Raw genomic sequence first — 14,929 nt, 5'->3', positions numbered from 1 at the left:
CCACCGGAACCGCGCGTCGCGGCCCCTCGCTCCCACCACGCGGCGGGCAACCGATGCGGCGTCACCTGCCGTCGTGGTGGTCGTTTCCCCGGTCATGAGGGAAATGCGGCGACCTGTTATCCCCACCGTCCGTCGTGGTCGGTCCGATCGGGTCCGTCTCCGTTCGGTTGGCCGCAACGTCGCGGCCAACCAGGACCGGCACGGCGCTCGGCGCCGGCTCCCGGGCACCCCGATCCGGGCCGCTCAACTGCGCCGACGCAGGCAAGGACCGGCTCGCAACTTGCATCCGGCCGGCATTGACCCGTCCGTTGCACCACGCAATTACGACGTCCAATAAATAGACGACTGCCAATCTTGACTTGTGCAGCTCGTCAGCGCACCGTGAAGAGTAAGAGGCAGATCCGCGCCATTATCGGCCCGACTGACGCGGTTCGCTGAATGGGGGCGCTGCCGATTTCACGCCGCGCGCAACAGGAGGCGTTACATGCGGTTGAATCCGTTCACCGGGACCTATCTCAGCGATCCGGCCAGCGTGTGGCGACGCATTCTCGACGATCCCGCCGGGGTGCACTACGCCGAGGATCTGGGCCTGTGGTTGATCAGCAGGCACGAGCACGTCCGGCGCGCGCTCGCCGATGCCGGGACCTTCGGCAACGCCCTCACCCTCGCTCCGGTCTACGAGGTCTGCCCGGAGGCGATGAGCGTCATCATGCAGATCGACGCGCCGCCCACCACCGCCGCCGCGGATCCGCCCGTACACCCCCGCACCCGTCGGGCCCTGCGCGCGACCTTCGCGAACACCCCGGACCGGGTCGAGGCCCAGTACGGCCCGATCGTCCGTCGCCGGGTCGACCAACTGGTGTCCCGGCTGGTCGCCCGCCAGGGCCGGCAGGTCGATCTCGTCCCGGAATTCGCCACCGCGCTTCCCCTGCTGGTCGTCCTGGACATCCTCGGAGTGCCCGACGCCGACATCAGGCGGATCCGGAGTTGGGCGGACGGCCAGATCGCCCTCATCTGGGGGCGGCCCGATCCGGAGGAACAGGTACGCCTGGCGCAGGGTCTGCTCGAGTTCTGGCACTACTGCCAGGAACTGGTCCGCCAACGGGCCAACGGTGGGCACCTCGGCGACGACTTCATCAGCCGGGCCCTGACCTACCGCGACGACGTGTTGACCGTGACCGAGGTGGCGAGCCTCGCCTTCAACCTCCTGGTCGCCGGCCACGAGACCACCGCCGGGCTGCTCTCCCACGCCCTCGACCAGGCGCTGTCCAGCCCGCAGCGGTGGCGGGCGATCGCCGCCGACCCGCTGTCCGTCCCCGCGTTCGTGGCCGAGACGCTCCGGTTCGCACCCGCCATCGACGGCTGGCTCAGGGTGACCCGCCGACAGGTCACCCTGGGGGACGTCACCATACCCGCCGGGGCACGCTGCCTGCTGTTGATCGGAGCCGCCAACCGGGACTCCGTGGTCTTCGCGCACCCGCCTCCGCACAGCACGCCCCCCGCTGAGCCGGACAGCTCTACGGAGGCGCCGACCGAACCGGCCGGGCTCCCCGCCAGGGAGCCCGGCCGGGCCGCGTCTCAGTGGCGGCGGCCCTCGCTCACCCGGTACGTGCGCAGGTTCGGGTCGGCCTTGATCTGCGCCTCGGTGTACTTGATCGTGTCCCAGCCCTTGCCGGAGTAGAGCGCGGTCTGGTCGCCGTACCAGGGGGAGTTCGGGTTGGTCGACTGGGAGTAGGTCAGGATCTGCCGCCCGGACGGCCCGTGCGGGCCCAACTCGACGGCCATCACGAACGACGAGCCGTGCACCACCTTCGGGTAGCCGACGCCCGGCACCCGGTTGTTGATGATCATGTTGAAGATGCCGGCCTCGGCGCGTCCACCATGGATCGGGATACGCCGGTCGCCGCGCGGCTCGGTCTGGATGTCGCCGAGACGGGCGTCGAGCGGGATGCCGGCGAGGCGCTGCACGGCGTCGGCGAGCGCGGTGCGGACGCCCGGGTTGGTGGTGTCGAGCCGGCGCGGCGTGCGCACCGGGTCGCTGACGGCGAAGGTGTCGGCGAAGCGCAGCCCGTTGGCCAGGACGAACTCGGTGAACAGGTGCGCGCCGCGGCTGTTCAGGTCGGCGTGCAGGTCCCAGCGGGCCAGTGCGGTGCAGGCGGCACGCAGGTCGACGGTCGCGCCGTTCGACGCGGTGCCGGTGGGCTGGGCGGTGCAGAGCGCCACCAGGTCGTCGCGGACCAGCTCACCGCCGTACACCCGGTTGCCGAAGACCGTCCGCCACAGCCGGTCGGCGGTGAACCCGCGCCCCGGCAGACCGTCGGTGCCGGCGAGGCGCTGCTGCACCTGGTCGAGGCCGAGACGGGTCCGCAGGCTGCGCGGGGTGCGTTCGTCGCCGATGATCCGCGCGTAGCCCTCCAGCGGGGCCTGCGGGTTGGCCAACCAGTAGCTGTCGTTGGAGTTGGTGACGTAGTCGGTGCGGAAGCGGACCGGCAGGTTCGCCGGGCCGAGGATGCCGGGCACGGCGGCGTCCGGGTCGGCGCCGAGCGCGCAGGCCGACCGGGAGCCGTCCAGGACGGCCTGGCCGCTGCTGGCGTAGAGCGGCTGGAACGGCGCCGGGATGCAGGCGGCGGCGAGGGCGTCGGTCACCCGGGGCACCACCGAGTGGTCGGCGTAGAGCGCCTCACCGCGGGCGTCGGCGGCGATCACGTTGACCCAGGGCAGGAACTGGTAGCGGTCGAGCACCCGCTTCAGGTCGCGGACCGTCTCGGCGCGGCCCATCTGCAACCAGCCGTCGAAGGCCCGGTTGTTGGTGGCGTTGATGTCGGTGATGGCGTACGCGGTGCCGGCGGTCCAGTCGAAGGTGCCGGGCACCACCACGACCGGCCCGAAGTGGGTGTCGTGGAAGGTCCGGCTGACCGGTACCGTGCCACCGCTCGGGCCGGGCACCTGGACGGTGACCGTGCGGATGGTCATCTGTCGCGGCTTGCCGTCCACGTAGTACGACGTGGGGTCGCCAGGAACCAGCGCGAGGCGGTGCCACACGAACCGCCGGGCGGTGGAGACGGTGTGGCTCCACGCCATGGTGCGATTGTGCCCGATCTCGACGATCGGGTCGCCGATCAGCGCGGCGCCCTCGACGTCGTACCGACCCGGCACCTTGAGGTGCATCCGGTAGAAGCGTTCCGCGCCGTCCCATGGAAAGTGCGGGTTGGCCAGCACCATGCCGCCCCGGTTGGCGGTCGCCGCCTCGCCGAGCCCGTAGGCGTTGCTGCCCACCCCGGCGGGCGCGCCGTCTTTCGCGGCGAGCACCGCGGCCGCGCCGGGCGCGTCCTGGGCGGCGGCCGGGCCGGTGGCGGTGGGCGGTGCGGCGGCGACGATCCCATCGAGCACCGCCCGGGAGCCGGCCCGGACCATGCTGGCCCAGGTGGTACGCCAGATGTCCAGCTCGGTGAGCGGGCGCACCCACGGCTTGGCCCGGCACGCCGGGTCGGTGAGCTTCGCCGCACCGGTGCGGCGCAGGTAGGAGTTGTAGCCGGCGACGAAGCCGCGGATCTGGTCGCGGACGTCGTTGGACGGCGAGTGCACGCCGTCGCGGCGGCCGTCGAGCAGCCGCTGCACCGTCCGGTCGTCGATGGCCTTGCGGAAGAACAGGTCGCTGCGCACGTTCGCGTCGGTCGGGCCGGTCGCGCCGAAGTAGCGGGAGCGCTCGCCGTTGACCGTCACCACCTTCTCGGCGATCACGCAGAGGTTGTCCTCCGCCTGCACGTACCCCACCCCGAAGCCGAGGTTGGCGTAGCTGGTGGCGGTGATGTGCGGGACGCCGTAGGACGCGCGGCGGATCTCGGCCGAGTAGCCGCGATCGCGCTGGTGCGCGCCGGCCGGGGGTGTCGTCAACCCGGCCATGACCAGGCCCAGGACCACCCCCGCCGCGCCGAGGCGTTGTGCTGCTGTCACCGCGTCCTCCCCCCGTCGCGTCCCCCAGACGTCGTTGCCGGAGAGACATTCACGTTGGTCGGCATTCTCGTCGCTGCCGTGCCGTTCCGTACACCCCGGCGCGCCGACCGCGCGCCGTGGTGCGTTCAGTGGCAGCCCGCCGGCGCGCGGCGGCGAGGCCGCCACCGCCTCGGCGACGCGTCGGGCCTCGGGGTCGGTGGCGTGTCGGCACCCGTGTCGGCGGCGTGTCAGGACGGTGTCAGGCGACCCGCGCAGGCTCTACGACATGACAACTGACCTGGTGATCGAGGCCGAGGGCCTCGTCAAGACCTTCGGGCGGACGAGAGCGCTTCAGGGCGTGGACCTCGCCGTGCCCCGGGGGACGGTGCTCGGGGTGCTCGGCCCCAACGGCGCCGGCAAGACCACCGCCGTACGCATCCTCTCCACGCTCCTGGCCCCGGACGGCGGCAGCGCCCGGATCAGCGGCTTCGACGTCGTACGCGACGCCGAGCGGGTCCGGCAGACGATCGGCCTCACCGGCCAGTACGCCTCGGTCGACGAGGACCTGACCGGACGGCAGAACCTGGAGCTGTTCGGCACGCTGATGGAGCTGGGGCGCAACGGCTCCCGACGGCGGGCCGCCGAACTGCTCGAATGGTTCGATCTGACCGCCGCCGCAGACCGGCAGGCCAAGACCTACTCCGGCGGTATGCGGCGGCGCCTGGACCTGGCCGCGAGCCTCGTCGGCTCGCCGGATGTGATCTTCCTGGACGAGCCGACCACAGGGCTCGACCCGGCCAAGCGCGAGGACATGTGGGACGTGGTCCGATCGTTGGTCACGAACGGCTCGACCGTGCTGCTCACCACGCAGTACCTGGAGGAGGCCGACGCGCTGGCGGACGCGATCACGGTGATCGACCACGGCCGGGTCATCGCGTACGACACACCCGAGGGGCTCAAGCGGGTGGTCGGCGGCCAGACCCTCGAGGTCCGGCCGTCCGACCCCGCGCACCTGCGGCGGGTCGCGGCGATCCTGTCCGAGGTCGGCTCCGGCGCGCAGGCCGACGAGATCCGCAAGGGCGTGCTCGCGGTGCCGGTCACCGACGACGAGGCCCTGATCGAGAGCGTCGCGCGGTTCGCCGCCGCCGGCATCGCGGTCACCGAACTCTCCCTGCACCTGCCGAGCCTCGACGAGGTGTTCTTCACCCTCACCGGGCGTACCGCATCCGAGGACGACACCACCAGCCTGAAGGAGGTCGCCGCATGAGCACCCTGGTCGGCCCAGCACCCGCGAAGAGCCCGGCGCTCTCGACGGCCGTTCCGAACCCGCGACCGTTCCGGCTCGTCCGGCACTCCCTGGCGCTCGCCAAACGCAGCCTCATCAAGACCTGGCGTACCCCCGAGGCACTCATCGACGTCACGCTGCAACCGGTGCTGTTCCTGGTCATCTTCGTGTACATCTTCGGCGGCGCGGTCGCCGGGTCCACCCATGACTACCTGCAGTTCCTGTTGCCCGGCATCCTGGCGCAGACCATCGCCACCGGCGCCATCGCGATCGGCGTCAACCTGAACACCGACATCGCCAAGGGCATCTTCGACCGGTTCCGGTCGCTGCCGATCCCCCGCTCGGCGCCGTTGGTCGGCGCGGTCCTGGGCGACGTCGTACGGTACGTGATCGTCACGATCTCGACCCTCGCGATCGGTTACGTGCTCGGCTTCCGGATCGACTCCGACCCGCTCCGGGCGGTCGCCGGTTGCCTGCTCGCGGTGCTGTTCGCGCTCTGCCTGAGCTGGCTGCCGGTGTTCGTCTCGATGAAGGTGCGTACCCCGGGCGCCGTGCAGGGCCTGATGTTCGCGTTGATCATGCCGCTGAGTTTCGCGTCGAACGTGTTCGTCAGCGCCGACACCCTGCCGGGCTGGATGCAGGCGTTCGTGGACGTCAACCCGATGACCCACCTGGTGGCCGCGGTGCGCGGGCTGTTCCTCGGCACACCGGTCGGCTCACACGTGTGGTGGACGCTCGCCTGGTGTGCCGGCTTCGTGGCGGTGTTCATGCCGCTGGCGTTGCGCGCGTACCGCAAGAAGATCTAGCTAGGCGAGCAGGTCGTCCATCAGCTCACGGACCCGGGCGATGACCGCGGCGGCCGGCCGCTCGCGCCACACGGCCAGCAACGGCTCACGCTGCTCCTCGTCCCCGAGGGCGGCAGTGAGCCGTTCGGCGTCACCGGGCGGGGCGAGAAACCCGAAGGTGGCTCCGACGCGCGCCCCGAGCGCGAACAGTTCCCGCACGGTCGCTATGTCACCCCGGTACGCCGCCAGTTCGGCACCACCCAGCGCCCACGACCCGATCACCGGCAGGTCCCTCGTCGACAGCGCCTCCTCCCGGGCGAGCCTCAGCAACGCGGTCGCGGTAGTGTCGGCGTCCTCCCCGGAGCCAGGTCGCACCTGGGCCACCCGCAGCTGGAGGACCGCCACCGCGACCCGGAGGATGACGCGGGGCTGCGGTGGCCCGCCGGCCCACCCGGCCAGCCTCCGGGTCACCCCGTCGGCGTGGGCGAGCGCCTCGTCGTACCGCTCGCGTTGCCACGCGAGGTGGGCCAGCCCGAGGCGTGCCAGCGCGGAGTCCATGTCCTCGGCCTCGCCCGGCGTCGCCGCCTCGCCCAGCCGCCGCTCGGCTTCCGCGTCGCCGGTCAGGGCAAGCTGCGCGTCCAGCCGTACCCGGGTCGACCGGGCGTCCTGCGCCGCGCCGATCAGTTCCATGTGCCGGATGCTGCGCGCCAACCACTCGGCCGAGTCGGCGCCCCCGCGTGGAATCAGGAACTGCCCGATGGCCCCCGCCGCCATCGCCATGCCCCAGTGGTCACCGGCCACCTCGAAGCGGCGGTACGCCTGCTCGGCGTCGACCACCGACGGCTCGGCCATGCCGCCGTTCTCCTGGATGGCGGCGCGGGCGAAGTGGCCGAGGCCCTGCACGTACGGGTCCGGGTGCGCGATCATCTCGGCGGCGCCCTTCATGCCCCGGTCCGTGTCGGAGGCGTCGAACGCGGGCAACGCCGACGCGAGAACGATCTGCCGGGGCGACATCTCCGCGGGCCGCTCGGCGAGGAGCGTTCGCAGGGCCCGTCTGGCGAGTACGGCGAGCCGGAGCTCGCCGCCGATACCGGCGTTGACGCCGATCACCAGGCACATCCAGGCCAGCCGGTCGGCGTCGGGCAGCGGCCGGCCGGCGGCCCGTCCGCGCAGGATCGCCGATGCCCGCCTCCGGTCCGGGTCCTCGACGTGCAGCAGACCCCGCGCCCAGCCGACGACCTCGAGGTGCAGGCCGCGCACCGACCAGAGGTGGAACAGCGCGGTGGCGATATCGACCGTGGCCGGCTCGTCACCAGACCCGAGAGCCCAGCGCAGGCCCGCGATCAGGTTCTCCTGCTCGGCGGCGCAGCGGGCGAGCGCCTCGATCTGGCCGGGCCCGACGAACCGGTCCGCGACCGCGACCGCCTGCTCCCGGGCCCAACCGACCAGGCCGGCTATGGCCGGATCCCGGTCACCGGCCGCGTCGAGCCGGGCCTCACCGTACTCGCGGACGGTTTCGAGCATCCGGTAGCGGGGCGGGTCGTCCCCCTCGACCAGGGTCAGCAGAGACTGTTCGACGAGCGTCGCCAGGCCCCGTCGTACGTCCGGGGCCCGCGCGACCGCGGCGGCGAGGTCCGCGGTGAACGCCGCGGGAATGACCGCGAGCCGTTGGAGCAGTTCGCGGTCGTCGGGCGCGAGCAGTTCCCGGCTCCAGTCGACCATCGCCCACAGGCTCGCGTGCCGTTCCGGCAGGCCCCGCAACGCGTCGTCGAGCAGCGCGAACCGGTCGGTCAGCCCGGCGAGCACGTCGTCGATCGGCATGTGCCGCAGTCGCGCGGCGGCCAGTTCGAGAGCCAGCGGCAGGTTGTCGAGCCGGTGGCACAGCGCGAGCGCCCGTTCGGTGTCCCAGGTGGGCACCGCCCCTCCGGCCCTCGCCCGGGCCTCCACCAGCCCGAGTGCGTCGTCGTCGGACAACACGGTCAGGCGGTGGACCAGCTCGCCGGCGAGGCCGAGCGGGGCCCGGCTCGTCGCGAGGACGGCGACCTCGGGCGGGACCACCGCGATCAGGTCCGCGACGACGGTGGCCGCCGCGTCGAGAACATGCTCGCAGTTGTCGAGCACGATCAGCCCGTCGAGGTCCGGCGCCACGGCGCGCAACCGTTCCTCGGGGCTGAGCACCCGCCGTTCGAGGCCCAGGTTGCCGCCCGTCGCCGAGGTGTCCGCTCCGCCGAGTGCCGCGAGCACCGTGGGCAGCACAGCGTCGGGCGAGCGCAGGCCGGCGAGTTCGATCACCCGTACCGTCTGCCCGGCCGCCGCCGCGCGCCGCGCCACCTCGGCCGCGAGCCGGGTCTTACCCGCGCCGCCGGTCGCCACGATCGTCACCAGCGGCGCCTCCGTCAGCGCTCCGCCGACGGTCTCGACGTCCCGCTCCCGGCCGACGAGGGCGGTCACCGGCCGCCGCCACGCGGCGGGCAGGGCGATCCGCGCCGGAGGCCGGGGTGGCGCCACGACGGCCGGGCTGGTGAGTTCGCCGCGCAGCAGCGCCAGGTGGACCTGTGTGATCACGGGCGACGGGTCGGTGCCGTAGCGGTCCGCCAGTTCGGCACGGAGTCGCTCGACCACCTCCAGCGCGTCCGCGTCCCGGCCCTGGGCGGCGAGCACCCGGACGAGCAGGGCCGCCGACGGCTCGTCCGGCGGCGTACGCGCGACGAGCCGGCGCAGGTCGGCCTCGTCGAACGGCCCCGCACCGGCGAGGGCGGCCTGTGCGCGCAGCGCGGCGACGTCCGCGAACAGGCGCGCTTCCTCGGCGGTGACGAGTTCCGGGACCTCGGGGAACAGTGCGCGGGCCTGGTCGGCCGAGTGGCGGGCGCCCGAGGCGTCACCGGTACGGAGCACGGCACGCCCCCGCTCGACGAGCGTCCGTGCCTCGACCGCGTCGACGGAGATCTCCTCGGCGGGCAGGCGGTATCCCCCCGGAACCGCGACCACGGGCAGCCCGAGACGGCGTACCCGGGAGACGAGCGCCTGGACGGCGCCGGTCGCGTCGTCGGGCGGCGTGCCGTCCCACACGGCGTCCACGAGCAGGGTGGTGGAGACCGCCCGCCCCCGCGCGTCGACGAGCGCGCGGACCACCGCGGCGAGCCGCTCCCCCCGGACCGGCCGGCCGTCGACGGCGAGTGGCCCGAGGATGGTGATCTGCACGGACCCAGCATCCCCCACCTCGTCCATCGAGCCGCCGGCAACCCGCTGGTGGTCATCGGCCGCCATGCGGCAGGGCTAGGGGGTGTGCGCCGAGGTGGCGGCGGGCCGGCCGCGGAACAGGCCGAGCCGGAGCGCCCGGAGCAGGGTGCCGGGCCGGCTCAGCGTCGCCGGGTGATCGAGCATGGTGGTGACCCGGCCCAGCCGGGCGTTGAGCACCGGATCGGCCAGCGACGTCCGGAAGACCAGGTCACCGAACCATTTGGTGACCTTGTACCCGGGTGGGTACGGGCCGTCGACGTGTGGGAGCTCGATGTCGGCCGAGGTGGAGATCTGCCAGGCGGCGTCGACGATCACCCGCACCTGGTCGAAGTACGTCCGCGCCGCCTCCTCGTGCAGTTTCGGGCCGGAGCGCAGGTACGCCGACAGGCAGGACGCGTGCAGCATCGCGGAGGTCATGCCCTGGCCGTACACCGGGTTGAAGGACGCGATCGCGTCTCCGGCCGCGACCAGTCCGGCGGGCATCCGGTCGAGCTTGTGGAAGTCCCGGCGTCGGCTGTCCGCCTGGTGGTACGTGACCACCCCGCCGAGCATCTCGCCACGTTCGGCGATGTCGCCGAACATGTGCGGATAGTGCTGGCGGCAGCGGGCGGTGAAGTCGGCGACGTCGCGGCTGGGCCGGTCCTCGTCGTAGCCGGCGACCAGCATGATCCAACGGCCACCCTCGACCGAGTTGATCCCACCGATCCGGGCGGAACGGCCCTTGCCGGCCATGGTGTGGTAGACCACCACCCAGGTGTCGCTGACCGTCGGGTCCTGCTTGTAGAGCGCGGTCGCGTAGTTCAGTTTGATCGGCATCCGCCGCATCGGCGGGCGTGGCCACCCGTTGTCGGCCAGCCAGTCGCTGAGCCGGCTGGATCGGCCCATCGCGTCGACCACGAGGTCAGCCGGTTCGACGATCGGCTCGGTCCCGCCGTCCGGCACGTACCGTGCGCCGGTGACGCGCCGGTCGGCGAAGACCAGGCCGTCCGCCCGGCCGTACACCATCCGGATGTTGTCGACCGCGAGGGTCCGCCGCCGGACCAGCGCCTCCAGGAACGGACGTGTGGTGATCAGCATCGGGCCGGTGCCGGATGGCGCCGGCGGCAGCCCCAGCACGCCGTTCACGAAGATCTTCGCCGCGCCCTGGTCGGTCGGCGGCGGTGGGGCGCCGAGCGCGAGCGCCTCGTCGACGATGCCGGGAAACCAGCGTTCCAACTGGATCTGACCGGAGGGCAGCAGCGCGTGCACCTGGCTGCCCTGCGGCACACCGGGGCGCGGCCGGTCATCCACATCGGACGAATCGCGCTCGATGACGAGCACTTCGTCGGCATGGTCACTCAACACCCGAGCCGCCATGAGCCCGGCGATGCTGCCACCGAGCACCACCGCCCGCCGCATGATCACCCTGGTCTCGGTCGGGCGTTCCGCTGTCGCTATCTCCGAGAAGAGCCGGGACGGCGAGGGGGGCATACGGTCGCTCCTCGGGTGGTCGGGAAACCTCGGCATCCACGACCGTAACCACCAGACCCGCCGCAGTCAGTGGCAGCGGATCCGCATTTTCTCGTTGGTATTCACCGAGCTGCCGTCCGCCACCGGACACGGACCGCGCTCAACGACGTCGATGCGCGGGGCGCGGCGGGAAAACGCAGGTCGGGACTCGTCTTGACAGATCATCCGATGGTTAGGTTAGCCTAACCTCATGCAGAAGGAGTTGGCGTCGGCCACCGGGGAACACCGCCTGTCGGGCGTCGGCCTCCGCCTGGGTTACCACGGCGTGACCGTGGTGCACGGCGCGGCGATCGGCCTCCGCCGGGGTGCGGTGACCGCGCTCGTCGGGCCCAACGGCAGCGGCAAGTCCACCCTGCTGCGCGCCCTGGCCCGGCTGCACCCGATCGAGGCCGGCATGGTTCACCTCGCCGACGGCGGCGCGGCGGCAAGCCTGCCGGCCAGGGAGTTCGCCCGTCGGGTCACCCTGCTCGCCCAGAGCCGGCCGGTACCCAGCGGGGTCACCGTCCGGGACGTGGTGGGGTACGGGCGTCACCCCTACCGGGGACGCTGGCGGGCAGAGGATCCGAACGGTCCCGTCGCCATCGCCCGGGCCATGGACGTCACCGGCGTCACCGCGATGGCGGACCGTCCGGTCGACGAACTTTCCGGCGGCGAGTTGCAGCGGGTGTGGTTGGCCACCTGTCTGGCCCAGGACACCCCGGTCCTGCTCCTCGACGAGCCCACAACCTTCCTCGACCTGCGCTACCAGGTGGAGATCCTCGACCTGGTCCGTGACCTCGCCGACGACCACGGCGTCGCCGTCGGCGTCGTGCTGCACGACCTCAACCAGGCAGCCGCCGTGGCCGACGAGGTGGTCCTGCTGCACAACGGCCGGGTCCGCGCCACCGGCACCCCGGCCGCGGTGTTCACCGAGAACGCCCTGACCGAGACCTACGGGATCCGGATCGAGGTGAGCACCGACCCGCTTAGCGGGCTGGTCACCACCCGCCCCGTGGGACGGCACCTGACCCGCACCCCGGTCTGAACGACCACCCCGCTCCGTACCAGAGAAAGATCGTCATGACCCGTACCCGTTTCACCGCCCTCATCGCCGTGGTGGCCGCACTGTCGCTCAGCGCCTGCGGCACCACCGAGAACACCGCCACTCCCGAGGCCGCGGCCTCGGCGGCCGGCGGGCCGGTCACCGTCACGGACAGCCGCGGCAAGGACGTCACCCTCAAGGCCCCGGCGACCAAGGTCGTCGGCCTGGAGTGGGGTGAGGTCGAGATGCTGGTCAGCCTGGGCGTCCAGCCCGTCGGCGTCGCCGACCCCAAGGGCTACGGCACCTGGGTCAGCGCCGCCAAGCTCGACCCGGGTGTCAAGGACGTCGGCACGCGCGGCGAGCCGAGCGTCGACTCGATCGTCGCCCTCCAGCCCGACCTGGTGGTGATGGAGGACGACCGGGGCGGCACCCTGGTCAGCCAGCTTGAGAAGTACGTCCCCGTCGTGGTCGCCAAGGGCAGCGACGCCAAGGACAACCTCGGCCGGATGCGCACGGAGCTCACCATGATCGCCAAGGCGGTCGGCAGGACCACCGAGGCGCAGAAGCTGCTCGCCGACTTCGACGCGGCCATCGCCGACGGCAAGAAGAAGATCGCCGACGCTGGTGCCGCCGGCCGCCCGTTCGCCATCGCCGACGGCTGGAAGGAGGGCAGCACCGTGAGCATCCGGATGTTCGGCCAGGGCGCGCTCGTCTCCCAGATCGGTATCCAGCTCGGCCTCACCAACGCCTGGACCGGCAAGACCGACGAGGTGTGGGGCCTCGGCCAGACCGACGTCGAAGGGATGACCGTCCTCAAGGACCCGAACCTGCACCTCTTCTACAACGCCTCCGACGGCGACGACGTGTTCGCCGACGGTCTCGCCGGCAACGCCATCTGGAAGTCGCTGCCCTTCGTGCAGCGGGGCAACCTGCACAAGATGCCCGACGGCGTCTGGACCTTCGGCGGTCCGCTGTCCGGCAAGCAGTACATCGACCAGCTCGTCAAGACCTACACGGTGTGACCGTGCTGATCGCACCCCCGCGCCCGGAGCCGGCCACCCGGCCAGCTCCGGGCGGGCGGCTGGCCGTGCCCCGCGTCGTCGCCGTCTTCCTCGCCGCGACCCTGCTGCTGCTCGTGGTCGGCGCGGTGCACCTCACCCAGGGCACCTCCACCGTCGGCGCCCTGGACCTGCTGCGGCTCGCCGCCGGCGCGGACGACGAGGCGGCCCGCGTCCTGGTCGCCTCCCGGCTGCCCCGACTGCTCGCCGGGCTGGCCATCGGCGTCGCGCTCGGTGTCGCCGGTGCCGCGCTGCAGTCGATCGCCCGCAACCCACTCGCCTCCCCCGACACACTCGCCGTCAACGCGGGCGCCCACCTGGCGATCGTCTCGGTCGCCGCGTTCGGCGTCTCGCTGCCCGCACTGCCGGCCGGCGCACTGGCCTTCTGTGGAGGACTGGCCGCCGCCGGCCTGGTGATGGCCATGTCCGCCGGTGGACAGGCGGGCACCACCCGACTCATCCTCGCGGGCTCGGCGACCGCGGTGGCGCTCAGCTCGGTGACCACCCTGCTGCTGCTCCTGTTCGAGCAGGCCACCATCGGTATGTTCGCCTGGGGCAACGGTTCTCTGGTGCAGAGCGACCTGGTCGCGCTGACCCAGCTCGCCCCGGTGATCGTCGGCGCGATCATCGTGCTGGTGCTGCTCGGCCACCGCCTGGACATCCTCGCCCTCGGCGACGACACCGCCACTGTGCTCGGCCTCGATGTCCGGCGTACCCGACTCACCGTCACCGTGCTGGCGGTGCTGCTGTCCGCCGCGGCGGTGACCCTCACCGGCCCGGTCGGCTTCGTCGGCCTGTGCGCCCCGGTGATCGTCCGGCTGCTCGCCCCCGTGGTGCCCGGGGTGCACCGGCACCGCGTCCTGCTGCCGCTGTCCGGCATCGCCGGGGTGGTCATCGTGCTCGGCTCGGACGTGCTGCTGCGCGCCATCATGGGCGGGCAGGCCGGGGTGGAGGTTCCCACCGGCGTGGTCACCACCCTCTTCGGCGCGGCGATCCTCATCTGGTTGGCCCGCCGGCACCGCGACGCCGGCCCCACCCGCCGCCCGCCCGGCGGGCACGCGGCCGTCCGGTCCCCGGCATCCCACCGCACCGTCGTCGCCGTCACCGCCGTGGTCACCGTCGCCGCCGTGACGGTCGGCATGCTCGCCGGCGACACCTGGGTGCTCCTCGGTGACTTCGTCAACTGGGTCAACGGCACCACCGGGCCCGCGTACACCTTCGTGCTGGACCAGCGGTGGCCGCGCGTCGCGGCGGCGGTCCTGGCCGGCGCGGCGCTCGCGGTCGCCGGCACCACCGTGCAGGCGGTCTGTCGCAATCCGCTCGCCGAACCCGGCATCCTCGGCATCACCGCCGGCGCCGGACTCGGCGCGGTCGCGCTGCTCACGTTCGTGCCGCTGGCCGGCGTGTGGGCTGTCTCCGGCGTCGCCGGGCTCGGCGCGATGCTGGCGTTCGCCCTGGTCTACGGCCTCGCCTGGCGGGGCGGCGGGCTCAGCTCCGACCGGCTCGTGCTGATCGGCTTCGGCGCCTGGCAGGGCGGCACCGCGGTGATCACGTACCTGATCGTCGCCTTCGACCCGTGGAACACCGGGAAGGCGCTGACCTGGCTGTCCGGTTCCACCTACGGCCGCACGTCCACACAGGTGCTTCCGGTGCTGATCGCCCTGCTGGTGCTCACGCCGGCGGTGGTCGCCGCCCGGCGCGAACTCGACCTGATGACGCTGGACGACGACACCCCCCGGGTGCTGGGCGTCCGGCTGGAGCGCACCCGGCTGGTCGCGCTCGGCGCGGCGGCGCTGCTCACCTCCACCGCGGTCTCCGCCGTCGGGGTCATCGGCTTCGTCGGCCTGGTCGCCCCGCACGCCGCCCGGGCGCTCGTCGGCGGCCGCCACTCCCGGGTGCTTCCGGTGGCCGCCCTGCTCGGCGCGGCGCTGGTCAGCATCGCCGACACCCTCGGCCGGACGTTCATCGCTCCGGCCCAGATCCCCGCCGGCCTGGTCACCGCCATGATCGGCACCCCGTACTTCGTCTGGCTGCTGTGGCGCTCCCGCGCCGTGGCGAACCACCCCCGATAACACGCCGGCCCGAGCCCCAGAGAGGC

General features: G+C 72.6%; 9 protein-coding genes. 6 read left to right on the top strand and 3 right to left on the bottom strand.

Annotated elements, in window-relative coordinates:
* Window positions 1-484 precede the first annotated feature (484 nt).
* Window positions 485-1,681, top strand: coding sequence for a cytochrome P450 (locus tag ACFYPS_RS21810; protein WP_387326485.1), 1,197 nt, complete (start codon window positions 485-487; stop codon window positions 1,679-1,681).
* Here the strand turns inward: ACFYPS_RS21810 and ACFYPS_RS21805 are convergent.
* The gene (locus tag ACFYPS_RS21805; protein WP_387326718.1) at window positions 1,579-3,903 is read right to left on the bottom strand and encodes an acylase; all 2,325 of its coding nucleotides are present in this window, start codon (window positions 3,901-3,903) and stop codon (window positions 1,579-1,581) included. The two genes, ACFYPS_RS21810 and ACFYPS_RS21805, sit on opposite strands and share 103 nt — an antisense overlap.
* Before the next feature lie 316 nt (window positions 3,904-4,219).
* Here ACFYPS_RS21805 and ACFYPS_RS21800 point away from each other — a divergent pair, with 316 nt between their 5' ends.
* Window positions 4,220-5,200 carry an ATP-binding cassette domain-containing protein gene (locus tag ACFYPS_RS21800; protein ID WP_354966798.1) on the top strand — a complete coding sequence of 327 codons (981 nt, stop codon included), beginning with the start codon at window positions 4,220-4,222 and terminating at the stop codon, window positions 5,198-5,200.
* Window positions 5,197-6,024 (top strand): ABC transporter permease, encoded by an 828-nt coding sequence (locus ACFYPS_RS21795; RefSeq protein WP_354966799.1) that lies wholly within the window; start codon window positions 5,197-5,199, stop codon window positions 6,022-6,024. The genes ACFYPS_RS21800 and ACFYPS_RS21795 overlap by 4 nt, the downstream gene beginning before the upstream one ends.
* Here ACFYPS_RS21795 and ACFYPS_RS21790 read toward each other — a convergent pair whose 3' ends face one another.
* Both ACFYPS_RS21790 and ACFYPS_RS21785 read right to left on the bottom strand, forming a co-directional pair.
* Window positions 6,025-9,270, bottom strand: coding sequence for a BTAD domain-containing putative transcriptional regulator (locus tag ACFYPS_RS21790; RefSeq protein ID WP_354966800.1), 3,246 nt, complete (start codon window positions 9,268-9,270; stop codon window positions 6,025-6,027).
* 9 nt (window positions 9,271-9,279) lie between these two features.
* Window positions 9,280-10,713 (bottom strand): FAD-dependent oxidoreductase, encoded by a 1,434-nt coding sequence (locus ACFYPS_RS21785; RefSeq protein ID WP_354966801.1) that lies wholly within the window; start codon window positions 10,711-10,713, stop codon window positions 9,280-9,282.
* 229 nt (window positions 10,714-10,942) lie between these two features.
* Between ACFYPS_RS21785 and ACFYPS_RS21780 the strand changes: the two genes are divergently transcribed.
* Genes ACFYPS_RS21780 through ACFYPS_RS21770 form a run of 3 tightly spaced genes read left to right on the top strand, consistent with a single transcriptional unit; the run spans window position 10,943 to window position 14,903 of the window.
* Window positions 10,943-11,776 carry an ABC transporter ATP-binding protein gene (locus ACFYPS_RS21780; protein ID WP_354966802.1) on the top strand — a complete coding sequence of 278 codons (834 nt, stop codon included), beginning with the start codon at window positions 10,943-10,945 and terminating at the stop codon, window positions 11,774-11,776.
* A gap of 35 nt (window positions 11,777-11,811) precedes the next feature.
* The gene (locus ACFYPS_RS21775; RefSeq protein ID WP_387326480.1) at window positions 11,812-12,795 is read left to right on the top strand and encodes an ABC transporter substrate-binding protein; all 984 of its coding nucleotides are present in this window, start codon (window positions 11,812-11,814) and stop codon (window positions 12,793-12,795) included.
* Between the two features lie 5 nt (window positions 12,796-12,800).
* Entirely contained in the window at window positions 12,801-14,903 is a 2,103-nt protein-coding gene (locus ACFYPS_RS21770) for an iron ABC transporter permease (protein WP_387326715.1), read from the top strand.
* The last annotated feature ends 26 nt before the right edge of the window (window positions 14,904-14,929 follow it).

The sequence above is a fragment of the Micromonospora sp. NPDC005087 genome (assembly GCF_042872965.1).
Lineage (GTDB): Bacteria > Actinomycetota > Actinomycetes > Mycobacteriales > Micromonosporaceae > Micromonospora.
Note: the sequence above shows the minus strand (reverse complement) of the source record. Positions and strands in the feature narration are given on the sequence as shown.

Bases quoted from the DNA above. Each gene is read 5' to 3' on its own strand.
- ACFYPS_RS21810 (WP_387326485.1), top strand. From the start codon at position 485: ATGCGGTTGAATCCGTTCACCGGGACCTATCTCAGCGATCCGGCCAGC.
- ACFYPS_RS21805 (WP_387326718.1), bottom strand. From the start codon at position 3,903: ATGGCCGGGTTGACGACACCCCCGGCCGGCGCGCACCAGCGCGATCGC.
- ACFYPS_RS21800 (WP_354966798.1), top strand. From the start codon at position 4,220: ATGACAACTGACCTGGTGATCGAGGCCGAGGGCCTCGTCAAGACCTTC.
- ACFYPS_RS21795 (WP_354966799.1), top strand. From the start codon at position 5,197: ATGAGCACCCTGGTCGGCCCAGCACCCGCGAAGAGCCCGGCGCTCTCG.
- ACFYPS_RS21790 (WP_354966800.1), bottom strand. From the start codon at position 9,270: ATGGCGGCCGATGACCACCAGCGGGTTGCCGGCGGCTCGATGGACGAG.
- ACFYPS_RS21785 (WP_354966801.1), bottom strand. From the start codon at position 10,713: ATGCCCCCCTCGCCGTCCCGGCTCTTCTCGGAGATAGCGACAGCGGAA.
- ACFYPS_RS21780 (WP_354966802.1), top strand. From the start codon at position 10,943: ATGCAGAAGGAGTTGGCGTCGGCCACCGGGGAACACCGCCTGTCGGGC.
- ACFYPS_RS21775 (WP_387326480.1), top strand. From the start codon at position 11,812: ATGACCCGTACCCGTTTCACCGCCCTCATCGCCGTGGTGGCCGCACTG.